The 12,472-nt window shown below is 72.9% G+C and carries 12 protein-coding genes; 3 read left to right on the top strand and 9 right to left on the bottom strand.

What is annotated here, in order from left to right; genetic code table 11:
* Window positions 1–13: 13 nt before the first annotated feature.
* The 4 genes from HGB44_RS18430 to HGB44_RS18445 are packed head-to-tail and all read right to left on the bottom strand — an operon-like array spanning window position 14 to window position 6,000.
* Window positions 14–1,396 (bottom strand): DUF4407 domain-containing protein, encoded by a 1,383-nt coding sequence (locus HGB44_RS18430; RefSeq protein WP_061081993.1) that lies wholly within the window; start codon window positions 1,394–1,396, stop codon window positions 14–16.
* Window positions 1,386–2,615, bottom strand: a complete 1,230-nt coding sequence (locus HGB44_RS18435) for a hypothetical protein (protein ID WP_061081994.1) — start codon at window positions 2,613–2,615, stop codon at window positions 1,386–1,388. Before HGB44_RS18435 ends, HGB44_RS18430 begins: the two co-directional genes overlap by 11 nt.
* Window positions 2,612–5,128 carry a hypothetical protein gene (locus tag HGB44_RS18440; protein WP_061081995.1) on the bottom strand — a complete coding sequence of 839 codons (2,517 nt, stop codon included), beginning with the start codon at window positions 5,126–5,128 and terminating at the stop codon, window positions 2,612–2,614. Before HGB44_RS18440 ends, HGB44_RS18435 begins: the two co-directional genes overlap by 4 nt.
* The gene (locus tag HGB44_RS18445; RefSeq protein WP_061081996.1) at window positions 5,125–6,000 is read right to left on the bottom strand and encodes a hypothetical protein; all 876 of its coding nucleotides are present in this window, start codon (window positions 5,998–6,000) and stop codon (window positions 5,125–5,127) included. The genes HGB44_RS18440 and HGB44_RS18445 overlap by 4 nt, the downstream gene beginning before the upstream one ends.
* A gap of 200 nt (window positions 6,001–6,200) precedes the next feature.
* On the opposite strand from HGB44_RS18445, the gene HGB44_RS18450 reads away from it, so the two are divergent.
* Complete coding sequence (locus HGB44_RS18450; RefSeq protein WP_061081997.1) at window positions 6,201–6,680, top strand: hypothetical protein; 480 nt, start codon at window positions 6,201–6,203, stop codon at window positions 6,678–6,680.
* A gap of 190 nt (window positions 6,681–6,870) precedes the next feature.
* Here HGB44_RS18450 and HGB44_RS18455 read toward each other — a convergent pair whose 3' ends face one another.
* The 5 genes from HGB44_RS18455 to HGB44_RS18475 all read right to left on the bottom strand — a co-directional run bounded on the left by HGB44_RS18455 (window position 6,871) and on the right by HGB44_RS18475 (window position 11,264).
* Complete coding sequence (locus HGB44_RS18455) at window positions 6,871–7,572, bottom strand: Crp/Fnr family transcriptional regulator (RefSeq protein ID WP_061081998.1); 702 nt, start codon at window positions 7,570–7,572, stop codon at window positions 6,871–6,873.
* Window positions 7,573–7,609: 37 nt separating this feature from the next.
* Complete coding sequence (locus HGB44_RS18460; protein ID WP_061081999.1) at window positions 7,610–8,992, bottom strand: MFS transporter; 1,383 nt, start codon at window positions 8,990–8,992, stop codon at window positions 7,610–7,612.
* A gap of 459 nt (window positions 8,993–9,451) precedes the next feature.
* A complete protein-coding gene (locus tag HGB44_RS18465) occupies window positions 9,452–10,054 on the bottom strand; it encodes a hypothetical protein (RefSeq protein ID WP_168444057.1) in 603 nt (200 codons plus the stop codon).
* 44 nt (window positions 10,055–10,098) lie between these two features.
* On the bottom strand, window positions 10,099–10,692 hold the full coding sequence (locus tag HGB44_RS18470) for an ATP-binding protein (protein ID WP_061082000.1): 594 nt from the start codon (window positions 10,690–10,692) through the stop codon (window positions 10,099–10,101).
* Window positions 10,693–10,967: 275 nt separating this feature from the next.
* Window positions 10,968–11,264, bottom strand: coding sequence for a hypothetical protein (locus HGB44_RS18475; protein ID WP_061082001.1), 297 nt, complete (start codon window positions 11,262–11,264; stop codon window positions 10,968–10,970).
* 138 nt (window positions 11,265–11,402) lie between these two features.
* On the opposite strand from HGB44_RS18475, the gene HGB44_RS18480 reads away from it, so the two are divergent.
* Window positions 11,403–12,272 carry a helix-turn-helix domain-containing protein gene (locus tag HGB44_RS18480; protein WP_168444058.1) on the top strand — a complete coding sequence of 290 codons (870 nt, stop codon included), beginning with the start codon at window positions 11,403–11,405 and terminating at the stop codon, window positions 12,270–12,272.
* Complete coding sequence (locus HGB44_RS18485) at window positions 12,269–12,454, top strand: DUF397 domain-containing protein (RefSeq protein ID WP_061082003.1); 186 nt, start codon at window positions 12,269–12,271, stop codon at window positions 12,452–12,454. Before HGB44_RS18480 ends, HGB44_RS18485 begins: the two co-directional genes overlap by 4 nt.
* Window positions 12,455–12,472 lie beyond the last annotated feature (18 nt).

The raw sequence follows: 12,472 nt of genomic DNA on the forward strand, positions 1-12,472 counted from the left end.
CCGGCGCTGTCGGTCAGCCCCGGTCGGCGCCCGCCCGGCGGCCCTGGCGGTACTGCGCGGCCTGGCGGTCGATCTCGTCCTCGAAGTGGGCGCTCTGCTGGACCTTGTCGGCCCGCATCCGCTGCTCGTTCTCGTTGCGGTCGGCCTGCTGGCGCACCTCCAGCTCGCCGATCTCCCGATCGGTCCACACCTGGAGTTTCTTGCGTCCCACCCGTACCTTCTGCTCGTGGCTCTCCCGGTGCAGGTCCACCTGCGCCGTGTACAGCTCGTCGTACTTGCTGGTGCCGCCGAACAGCTTGGTCAGGACTGGGAACAGGTCCACGGCGGCCAGCAGCGCCCGCAGCAGGAACACGGCGGCCATCACGTAGAAGCTGTCCTTGGCCAGCGCGCCCAGCGCCTCCATCTCCTCGATGACGCCGTGCTCCCCCTCCTCGGCGGTCCGCTGGGCGACCTTCTCGTCGATCAGCGCGGCGCGCACGGCGGAGAAGTCGGCTGTGGAGGCTCCCGTGGCCGACGTGAGCGCCTCCACCTCCTCGTCCAGGTCCAGCAGGTTCTCCTGGTGCTCGGAGAGGCGGCTGTCCTCGGCGAAGGCGTCGGCCTCCCCGCGCAGCCGCTGGCAGTTGACACCCGCGCCCGCGCGTCCGGTCAGGCCCTCTCCGGATGTGCCGTTGCACTCCAGCCGGGCCAGCTCCTGCTTCTCCTCCAACCGCTCCTGGAGGGTGGCCACGTGCTCGCGAACCCGGTCCCGTTCGGCGGTGGTCGAGGCCAGCGCCGTCTGGTCCGCGGTGAGCGTGCTGCCGCCGACGGTCAGCAGGTACTCCTCCGTGCACTCGGGGTCGGTGCTGCGCACCCCCGACTCGGGGTTGCAGCGTTCCAGGGCCGAGCGGAACGCGTCCGACTCCTGTGCCCGCTCGACCTTGACCTGCTGTTCGACGGACGGGCGGAAGACGTAGAGCAGCAGCGGCTCGGCGATGACCACGCTGACCAGCAGCGCCAGCAGGACCCGGCCCACCAGGCCGCCGAGGCGGCCCGTCTTGCGCACGCCGTGCATGGTCGAGAGCATCCAGCAGTCGAAGACCAGGATGAGCCCCGCCCAGAACAGCGCGGCCGGAACCAGCAGCGGCCACGGGGTGGGGGTGAAGCGCTGGAGGGCCACGAACACCGCGATCCCGGCCATGGAGGAGGTCGCCACGACCACCAGCCCCTGGAGGGTGTAGCGGGGGCGCTCCTCCGGGATCAGGGAGAGCAGTTCCTCGTCCACCCCGGTCAGGCGGCGCAGCAGACGGCCCGCGCGTGCCCGGAGGCTGCCGGGGTCCGCGGGTTCGCGGCGGTCGGCCGCGTCCTGGACCGGCGTCCAATCCCGCTCGGGCTGGCGGGGAAGGGTACTAGACGTCATGGTCGTCCTCGCTCAGTCCCCGCGTGGAGGCGCGCCGTCCCCGGGGCCTGTCCGCGGCGGCGTCCCCGGAGGTCCCGGGCTCTGGCTCCTCCCCCGCCCCCTGTCCGTCCCGCGCCCCGGCGGAGGGGCCGTCCCCGCCCTCCGTCTCCACCCGCGTGCGCCCGCCGCCGATCGACGCGGCGCCCGACGGGAAGATCTCGGGGGCGACGAAGTCCACGACCTGGGCGGTGGTCATGGAGCCGTCCACGTAGTTCTCCCTGATCGCGGTCTGGGCGAGCTGGGAACGGATCTGCATCATCTGGTGCTCGTCCTCCCTGGCCCAGGCCTCACGGCGCAGTTGGTCCTCGCGCGTGCGCTCCTGCTGCCGCAGCCGCTCCTCGCGTTCGGCGTCCTCCCTCCGCGCCTGGTGCGCGAGCACGCGCTCGCGCTCGGCGGTGATGCGGTGGGCGACCTCGGTCGGGTCGATCCGGCCCTCGGCCAGCGCCAGCATGACCGCGTTGATGGTGTCGTTCTGGACGGCCTCGCTGAGACCGGCCATGATCTTGTGCGTGTGCTCCGTGACCTTCTCCTTCACCAGGTGGTCGTGTTCGGTGCGCGCCACCTCCACCTCCTGCTCGTGGCGGGTGGTGCGCCAGGTCCCCCGGACCTGCCGGAGGCTGTGCGGGGTGAGCACCTCGGTGCCGACGTACTCGACGCGCATCCCCCGCACCTCGGGCGGGGACAGGTCGATGAACGCCTTGACGTGGCTCCACACCAGTTCGCGGACCTCGTTGATGTCCTCCAGCCTCAGGTGCTGGGCGACCTGCGGCAGCTTGTCGTAGCGCCTCATGTAGCCGCTCAGGAAGCGGTGCGCGTCGCCCCGGCCCTCGCTGACCACCGTGGCGGGGTCCAGGACCGTGCACGAGAACGTCGTGCGCACCTCGAAGTCGTCGTCCTCCAGGGACGGGATCGACAGGTCGACGACGACCGACACGTCGTGGCTGACGTCGACCAGGCTCACGTGGTCGGCGTCGACCACGCGTCCGTCGTCGGGGGCGAGACCGCCCCGGTCCACGTGGAAGTCGCCGCCGCTGCGGTAGACGAGGACCTGGTGGGCGGAGGCCTGGGGCAGCTCGGAGGGGTCGCGCCGGCGTCCGCGCAGGCCCAGGAAGCCCTGGCGGCCCGGGGCGCCCAGGGGGCGCTCCTCGGCGACCGGGTAGGAGGAGGGATGGGACGTCATACCGGTGTCGCTTTCTCGGTGTGGTCGGATCCGGGAACGTCGTCCGGTCCGGTGGCGGAACCGTCCTCGAACACCTCCGCCAGGAGGTCGAGGACGGCGTCGGTGAAGGGGTCCTCGCGGTGGCGTGCCGAGGTGGCGAAGCCGGACCGGAAGCCGTCGCGTTCGTCGGGCCGCAGGGCCCCCGCCAGGGAGCCGAGCAGGCTCCTGGCGTGGCTCTGCGCGTCGGCGCCGTTGCGCTGGAGGGCCAGCAGGGCGCGCCACAGCGACTCGATGGCCAGGCGGCGCACGGGCCGGTAGCGGACCGCCTCCGCCCACAGCCCGGCGACGAGGGGGATCTGCCCGGGGACGAGCACGACGTGGCGGGCGATCGCGGGATCGCCGCCGGGCGGGGCGTCCCAGCCCCGCCCGGCCCCCCGACCCCGGGACTCGGCGGCGCCGTCGCGGGTGTCGTCCCGGTGGCCCTCGGGCCGGGCCCCGTCACCGGCCCGGCCGTCACCGCTCCCGCCGTCACCGCCCCGGCCGCCGCCTCCGTCGCGCTCCGGCCCGCGGCCGCCGTCGTCCTCACCCGGGTCGTCCGCACCGTGGGCGGCCCCCTGCGGAAGCGGTTCGCTGGTGGCCACCGTGAGCGCGGAACAGACCGCGGTGAGCACGAGGACGCGGTCGGTCCGCTGGGAGCCGACCGGGCGCAGGTCCGCGAGGTCGTCGCCGAGGCCGCGGAGCAGTGCCCTGCCGCTGCCTCCCCGGTCGACGAGGCTGCCGAAGAGGACGCCGACGGAAAGGGCCGCCTGGTAGCGGTGCGTCCCCCGGGGGTCCAGGAGCCGCTCCCGCAACCTGTTGACGGCCTCGGTCGGGTACTTCACGCCCAGTTCGCCGCTCCACGCGTGCAGCGCGGTCTCGACCTGCGCCGGGGTGCCGCGGGCCAGCCAGCGGTCCACGGTGCGCAGCGCCGCCGGAGCGTGGCCCTCCATGCACATGGCCCAGAGGACGAAGACGCAGGCGTCCCTGCGGCTCCCCCCGCCGCGCGACCACCGGTCCAGGTAGAGGTCGTGGACCTCCTCGAAGGCGATCCCGGCCAGCGCGGCCAGGCCGTGGGCCAGGTGCACCCTCCGCGTCTGGTGGTGGACGACCGTGTGGGTCCACGCCTCCACCGCGTTCCAGAAGTCGGCGTCGTAGCGCTCCCAGAGCTGGCGCAGGACCTCGGTCCGGTCCCCGGCCTCGGCGAAGGCGGGGAAGCGGCGGACCATCCAGCCGTCGTCGCGGTGTTCCACTCGGATCAGGTCGTGGCCGCCCTCGCCGCGGCTGCGCCGGAGGGCGGGCAGCCTGTCGCGGTCGGTTCCGTCGCCGGGCGCGGCCCCGTCCCGGGGTGGGGGTGGAAACGCCCTGGTCACGCGCTCGTGCAGACGTTTGGCGAGCAGCTCGTAGTCGCGCTCGTGGATGCCGTGGAGGAGGGCCAGTGCGGCGGCGTCGGCGATGTCCCTGCGGTCCGGGTCGGCGTCGAACCACGTGCGGACGCGGGTGCGGGAGGAGGAGCGCAGGACGCGGTCGACGGCCTCCCGGGGCGGCTCCCCCGCCGCCATCCCCCTGGCGACCTCGACCAGGTCGGTGATCGGGCGGTCGTCGGGGAGCCGTTCGGCCGCCGCCTCCACCGCCTCGGCGCGTCCGTCGTCGAACTCCGTTCCGAGGCGCTCGCACTCCCCCCGCAGGTGCCCGCGGAGCACGTCGGCGGTGCGGGGGCGCGGCCAGGGCAGGGCGGGCGCGGTCGCCCCGACGGGGGTGCTGCGGTCGCAGGTCAGGACGAGGTGCGCCTCCGAGTCCTGGACGTGCCGGAGCAGGACCGACCACAGGTACTCGTGCTCGGCCGGGGAGACCCCGCGGTCCACCCCGAACCAGTCCAGGACGATGTAACCGCGCCCGGGGACGAGTTCGCGTCCGGCCAGCGCGTCCAGGGCCTGGCTCGGGGACAGCACGGTGATCTGCTCGGTGCCGGTCCGCGACAGCAGGCAGACCGCCCCGGTCCGCTTGCCGGTCCCGGGTCCGCCGGTGAGGACGAGGACCCGCTGGTCGTCCAGGAGCTTGAGGGCGTCGTCGAAGCGCTCGGGAACCGCGAAGGTCTCCACGGCGGCCCTGACCTCGCGCTCCCGGAGGGGGCCGGTGACCGAGGGACCGGCCCCGTCCGGCGCCTCGGCGGCACCGGTGGCGTCCGCGGTGCCGAAGACGCCGTTGCGGGCGTTGACCATCCCGTAGAACACGTTGGTGACCCGGCTCCCCTCCCACGGGTCGGTCCGGGGGGCGGGAGCGTCCTCGGGCTCCCCTGAGGGGTGGCCGCCCGGGAGGGGGGCGCCGGAGGAGTCCGGTGGACGCGGGTCGTCGTGGGGAGGGGCGAAGGGGGCGTCCGACGCACTCCGCTTCGGCGAGCGGTCCGCCCCCGCTCCCCGGTCGGCTCCGGGGCCGCCCCGGGATCCCGTGTACGGGTCCGCGGCGGCTTCCCGGGCGTCGTCGGAGCGGCGGTTCACGAGCGCCCCTGGTAGCTCACGCCGAAGACGGCGTGGGAGGCCTCGACACCGCCGTGCAGGACGTTGGTGATCGCAGGGGAGTCTCGCCGCTCCGGACCGGACCCTGAGGAGTCCGGGACCGCGTCCGGCGCGGCGTCCCGTACAGCGGACCGCGCGGAGGGAGCGGAGGGAGCGGCGGCGGGGAGCGTGGTGGCGGAGGATGCGGCGGCGGTCGGCACGGCGGCCGGGGGAGCCGTGTTCCCGGGGCCTCCCCGGAAGGCGCCCTCCGCGGCGTGCCCGGGGCCGCCGCCCGGATGCCGACCGGGGACGTGGACCCAGACCGGCTCCTCGTACTCCTTGTTGGAGACGGCGGTGAGCGTGAAGTCCCCGGGGCGCAGCCGCGTGTGCCCCTGGGCGACCACGTCCTGGTAGACGGGCGCGGTCACCGCCACGACGAGGTCGGCGCCGGAGTCGCGGAGCGCGTCGCGCAGGGCGTCGCTGTCCACCACCCGTGCGGCGGTGACGATGCCGTTGCCGGAGTAACCGGAGGGGGAGGACACGGCGGACCCGTGGTGGACGACCATGCGCAGCCGCAGGCGCCCCGCCTCGGTCCGGTTGTGGTTGTGGCGGCGCAGGGCGTACTCGACCTCGGGCACGTAGCGGTCGAGCAGGCGGGTCTCCCCCACGGTCACCGGGAGCACCGCCATCTCGCCGTCGCCGCCGGACTGGACGTGCCACTCCCCGCGGTCGAGTCCGCTGTGCTCGGCGGCGTCGCGCAGGAGCGCGGGTATGGCCTCCTGGAACTGGTGCTGGGTCAGCTCGTCCGAGCTGCCGTACCCCTTGGCGTCGCACGTGACGATGACGCGCCGCCCGAACTCGGGAATCTGAGACATTTCCTCACTACTTCCTGGCGTGGAATCGCGGAACGCTGACAGTGTGGACCGGGGCGCGCACGCGAATCCCTGACCAGTCGACAATTCCCGCCCGGTTCCGCGTGAGGAGCCGCACACGGCGGAACACGGACCAGTCCGGAATCCGTCCGGCCAGAGGGGAGTGCAATACGGGGGAATTCACTTTCCGAGGAGAGGGAGCCGTGGAAACCCACAAGGCAGTGGAGTCCCCCAGGTCAGACGGTATCGAATCGGCCCTGGCCGTGGTGGCGTTTTTCCAGAACAACGTCGCCCAGGCCGACACGAAGATCGGTTTCCTGTGCGTCGCCCAGGTCGGTTTCGCCATGGCGCTCGTGAACGGAGGGGGGACCGGCGACACCGGCCCCCTTCCGGTGGCCCTGCCCGTCCTGGTCTGCGCTTTCGCCTTCCTCGTCGCGGGCTACCACCTGGTCCGGGCCCTGCGCCCCAGGCTGCGCTTCCACAGCGGCGGAAGGGCGGTGACGGGTTTTCCCCGGCCGCGTCCGCGGCAGCCGCTGACCTCCGACGAGGTGTGGCGGATGGCGGAAATACTGTCCGGAATCGCGTTGGAGAAGAACCGGCACATCCGGCGCTGCATCCCGTGGCTCGCCCTGATGCTCGTCGTGATCGTGGCGAATGGACTGGCGGAAAGGGCGTGGGGCTGAGAGGGGCGTTGTCGCGGCGGGATCGGCGCCGGGAGTTATCACGGCGGGAGGGGGTCCGGGCGTTCCCCCGGTAAGCCGGAACCAGTCGTTCGCTTGGTGGAAGCCACCGTGGTGGACCGGATACCGGGGGTTCGCGGAACGGACGTTCCGAGGAGTTCGGGCGGCGGGCGTTCGCGGGACGGGGCGGGGGTCAGGCGTTCTCGTAGACGGCGCGCAGCGTGTCCATGTCCACGACGACGACGCGTCGGTACCGCGACAGCAACAATCCCTCCTGGCGGAAGCGGCGCACGGCGTTGCCGACGGCGTCCGTGCGCGCGCCGATGAGCTTGCCCAGGTCGGTCTGCGACAGGCGCACCCCGAGCTCGACACCCTCGGGGACGGCGGCCCCGTGCCTGGCCGCCAGCTCCACCAGGACCCGGGCCAGGCGGGCGTCCACCTCGTAGCCGACGAACTCGGCGCGGTGCAGGTCGGACGAGGCCAACCGGTCGCCCATGACCGCTCCCACCGCCTCCCAGGCATCGGGGTGGCGCGTCAGGAACTCCCGGAAGGCCGTGTGGGTGTAGACGCGCACGGACATGGGCGTGCACGCGGTGACCGTGGCGCTGGCCCCGCTGGAGCGGAACATGCCCATCTCGCCGACGACGTCACCGTGCACCCGGATGCCGAGCATCACCTCGGTGCCGTTGCGCAGCACCGAGGTGACCTTGGCACAGGCGGCCTCCCCCTCTCCGGCGGGGCACAGCAGCAGGACCTGCTCCCGGTCCTGGCCCTGCCCGATCAGCACCTCGCCCTCGGACACGCGGCGGGTCGGGGCAGACGCGAGCAGCCGGGCGGCGGTGTCGGGCTCCACGCGGTCCATGAAGGTGCGGGCGGGCCAGTGGTTCGGCGTCATCGGGGTCCTCCCGCGACCCATGATGCCCGGTCGGACCTCACCTCAGGGGCGAATCCGCCGGATTGTCGGCCTTCCTTCCGAGGAACCAGGCCGCGGCCGCCGCCAGGACGGCCAGTGCGCCCAGGGCCGGGCCCACGACGTGGAACGCGTCCGTGAACCGCTCGCCCTCCAGGCGTCCCACGGTGAGCACGGCCAGGAGGGCCCCGACCGCGGCGAGGGCGACCGTCTCCACGGTGATCCGGGTCGCGTTGAACACCCCGGCCGCGACACCCGTCCGCTCGGCGGGCACCGTCCCCATGGCCATCCCGTCCACGACGCCGTTGGTGAGTCCCACTCCGGCCCCGATCAGCACGAACGGCAGGAGGAGGCGCCACGGGGTGGCGTCCGGGCCCAGTGCGAGCATCCCCGTGGCCCCGGCGGCGCACAGCAGCAGGGCACCGACCACGACCGCGGTGTGGGGCAGGCGCGCGGCCAGTTCCGCGCCCAGGGCAGGCAGCAGCAGCGTGGGCAGCGTGAGCATCAACAGCCACAGCCCCGCCTGACCGGCGCCCAGCCCGACCACGGCGATCAGGTACGACGGCAGGTACACGAGCAGGGGCACGAGCACCGCCATGAACGCGGCGGCGGCCAGGGCGTGGGCGACGAACCGGCGGTTGGCCAGCAGGACCAGGTCCACCAGGGGGTCGCGGGCACGGCGTTCGACGAGCACGAAGGCGACCGCCAGGGCCGCGGTCAGGGCCAGCCCTCCGAGCACCGCCGGCAGGCCGCGCGCGGGGCCCTCCACCAGGACGGCGATCGAGGCGAGCAGCGCCGAGGTGAACAGGACCGCGCCGAGCCGGTCCACGGGCCTGCCCGTGCCGCGCGCGGCGGGCAGCAGGGGCACGAGGAACAGGACGAGCCCGGCCACGGCGGCCGGGGAGGCGAACGCGGCCCGCCAGCCGAGGTTCTCGACGAGCAGTCCGGCCACGGCCGGGCCGAAGGCGGTACCGGCGCCCAGCACCGTGCCCAGCAGGCCGAAGGCCCGGGCCCGCGCGGGTCCCTCGAAGGCCGCGGCGAGCATCGAGCTGCCGCCGGCGACCGCCGCCGCTGCGCCGACGCCGCCCGCCGCGCGCAGCAGGTTCAGGGCGGCGACGTCCCGGACGACCAGGCACAGCAGGCCGCTGGCGCAGAACAGGGCGAGGCCGAAGGCGTAGACCCGGCGGCGGCCGACCGCGTCGGCGACCGACCCCGCGCACACGAGGAAGGCGGCGAAGCAGGCGTTGTAGGAGTTGACGACCCACTGGGCGGCGCTCAGCGCACCGCCGAGTTCGGCCTGGACGGCGGGCAGGGCCACCGAGGCGCCGGTGATGGCCAGCGGGAAGGTGAGTGTGGAGAGCAGGACGGCGAGGAGCAGTACCCCGCCGCGGTCGCGTGTGGACAAGAGGGGCTCCGTGGCATCGGAAGGCGGAGCCGGGCAGCACGCGGTGCCGCACCGGCGTGGTCGCTGATGCGGCGGGAGGACTCTGGGGTCGGCCGCCGCTAGGCGGCCACGTCATCCGATTCGGGCACGGGCGGGAGCCTAGCCGGTCCCCGGCGGCACGGGCCAGCGGTTTTCCGTGTCGCTGCCGGGCCAGTCTCGGTACCGCTGCCTGTCGCTGACCGCAGGGGGTCACAGGTCCGGTTCCCGCTCCGGATCCTCCGGGGGGACGGTTACGGAGCGACCGGCTTCGACGTCGGTCAGGCGCTCAACGATGATCGGTGCGGCGGGATTGCCCCACAGGGTTCGTTCGGCGGCGTGCCTTCTGTCGGGGTGTCGGGATGCCGGGGTCTTCCTGCGTGGCCGCACCGGGCCCCCGCGCCGGTGCGGCCTCCATAGTGGTCCGCTGGTTCGTTCGGAAGGTCAGCCCAGTAAGCCGGTGAGGTGGTGGGCGAGGGCCCCTGCGGCGGTGGTCAGGGCGTAGCCCGCGACCGTCCAGCCCACGCGACGGCGGGGCCTGCGGTGGCTCGCCGGACGGCGGGGACGGTCCGACCTGCGCGGGAGGGGTGGCGGAGGCGTGCGCTCGCGCCTGGGTCGGGGAACCGGCAGGAGTTCGGGCCTGGGACCGTCGCCGGGGGCGGGGCGGGGGTCGTCTCCGGGGGCTGGCCTGCGCCCGGGTCCGGGCTGGGGCCGGGGAACCGGGTCAGGGGCAGCGGCCCTGCGCGGATGGGACCTCCGGGACTCGGCCTCGATCATCCACGCGGGCACGTCCCCGTGGGTGAGCCGGTGGCGCAGCCGGGGCGTGTCGGGCATCCGGGCGAGCAGTGCGCGCTCGCGCGGGGTCCGGCCCAGGGAGACGAGCGGGGGCGGCGGGGCCGTCGCCGGGCGCTGGGACGGGTGGGCTGCCGGAGGGCTCGCCGGTCGGGCAGCGGGGCGGGTGAGCGGCTGTGCCGCCGGACGGGCCGCTGTCCGGGCCCCCGGGCGGCCGAAGCGCTGGCCCCGGGGCGCGTCCAGAACGCGTCGCATGTCCGGGGAGAGCGCGGGCGCTGCGGTTGCGAGAACCGGCGCGGTCATCGGACGGCCTCCGGGACAGCCGTGGCGCAGGAGGCGGCAGCGGAGGCGGCGGGGGGAGCAGCAGGACCGGCGGGCAGGTCGAAGTCCGCCCACAGCACCGTGCCGAGCCCTTCGCAGAAGGGGAAGTCGACCACTCGGCGGGTGCCCCAGCGCGCGGCGAGGTGGTGGATGAGCAGCAGGCCCCGGCCGCGTTCGGCCTCGTGCCAGTCCCGCTCGGTGCGCTGGCGGGGGATGCGGGGGCGGGTGTCGGTGTCGCGGTAGCCGTCGTCGATGACCGAGAGTCGGAGCGTGCGCTCGTCCGGACGGGTGAGCGTGCGAACGACCCGGCCGCCGTCCTCTCCGGAGCGGGTGTGCTCGCAGGCGTTGGCGAACATCTCGCTGGCGCACAGCACGATCGCGTCGACCAAGTTCCGGTCCAGGCCCAGACCGGGCAACCCGAGCAGGGCGGGCGCGCTGGACAGGTCGCGGCGCAGGTCGGCGCGGACCCGGGAGGCGGTGGCCAGGGTTCCGGGGTAGAGGAGCGGCTTCCACAGGCTGTGGACAACGGGGGGCGTTCGCTCGGGTACGGGGTTACGCGGCAGAATGGACATGCCAGGGGCTCCTTCGAGGAGTGAGGAAAACACTGATTTCTGGCCGTGCCCTGGGGGTGTTACGTCACCCGCCAGGGCTTTTCCGTGCCCGGCCGGAGGCGGCACGCGGGGGGAGTCCGCGAGCTTCCCGGACGGAGGGTGGACGGGAGCTGGGCGGTCGTCGCTGCCGTCCTGGGCGTTGCCGCGCGGGCAACGGGTGTGGGTGCTGTGGCCGCCGTTCTCGGTGCGACAGCAAGCGGGACAGGTCCACGGGGTCGTGAGGCGAGGCAGCCCGTTCATTCGACGGCCCTCGCCTCTATCAGCTCCACCGCGACCGAGTGGGCCACGGAGAACTCGTGACCGGCGGGGTGCAGGGGCGAGAGGGCATTGCGGCCGTCCTGGGCGGTGTGCCGCCTGAACCATTGGCCGTCTATCAGAGCGACCGCTACCGAGCGGTTCCCGAGTCGGGCCACGACCTGTCCCGGCTCCGGGGCCTCCTCCGCATTGAGCCTGTGTCTGGCTTCCAGGAGTCTCACCAGTTCAGCGGCCGGAGCACGGCGGACCCTGCGAGAGGTGGCGAACACGCGCGACATGGAGACTCCCTGTGACGGGGCAGTGACATTAGGTCCAGTGTGACCCCCGGGAGAGCAAAAAGCAATGTGCTTACACACTTTGCTTCAGATTTTTGTTCTAGGCCGTCCGGAGACTTCCCCGTATGGCATGCTGAGTCCATGACCGGCAAGACGCAGGCGCCCACAGTGGCCCGATGGGTGCTGGCCAGAGAGCTGCGACGGCTCAGAGGTGACCGTTCAGCCACGCAAGTGGCCAAGGCTCTCCGCTCTCAGCCGTCCAGTCTCGCCCGCTGGGAATCCGGTGGACCGGACGGTCAGGTGCCCGGAGTAGCTCGCCTGGAAAAGCTCATGGAGGTCTACGAAGCAGCTCCCGAAGAGGCCGCACGCCTCCTGAGCCTTCGTGAAACGGCGCGAACGCCCGGTTGGTGGCAGGGTCGAGAGATCGGCAAGCCGTATGGCACGTTCATCGGCCTCGAAGCCGCTGCCTCCGACATATGCGCGTACGAAGCACAGATCATCCCCGGGTTACTCCAGATCGAGGACTACACCCACGCTGTTACTCGTGCATGTTCCGCACCTGGCCGTGCACCCGCTGATGAGATCGCAAACCGCATAGCCATCCGCATGCGCAGGCAAGAGGAGTGGATCGCACGACGTACACCCCATCTATGGGCGATTGTGACCGAAGGGGCGCTGCGTTCACTGGTGGGTGGCTCTGACGTCATGCGCGCCCAACTCCAGCATGTTTTGGAGTTGTCCGAGGAACAGGACATGCTTACGCTCCAGGTGCTTCCCTTTACAGCAGGAGCACACGCCGCGATGGAAATTTTGGCCTTCGCGCTGATCGACGTTCCAGACGCGGGTCTATCGACGGTGTACCTGGAAGGGCCGACCGCCGACATCTTCATGGACGACCCACAGGATGTCACCACGTACCGCCGGTCGTTCGAACACCTGCGCAAGGCCGCGCTGAACAGCCCGGACTCCCGAGCGCTGATCACGGAAATAGTAGAAGGACTATCCGCATGAGTACGAACCTGGAATTTCGCAAGTCGTCCTACAGCGGCAGCAACGGCAACTGCGTGGAGGTAGCCGACACCTCCGACTTCTCCGCTGTCCGCGACACCCAGAACCGCGACCTGGGCACGCTCACCTTTAGCCCCGCTGAGTGGCGTGCCTTCCTGAGCACCACCAAGCACGACGCGCGCTGACCCGTACGGGCGCGCGGG

Origin of the sequence: Nocardiopsis alborubida (assembly GCF_012396365.1) — a bacterium.
Classification (GTDB): domain Bacteria; phylum Actinomycetota; class Actinomycetes; order Streptosporangiales; family Streptosporangiaceae; genus Nocardiopsis; species Nocardiopsis alborubida.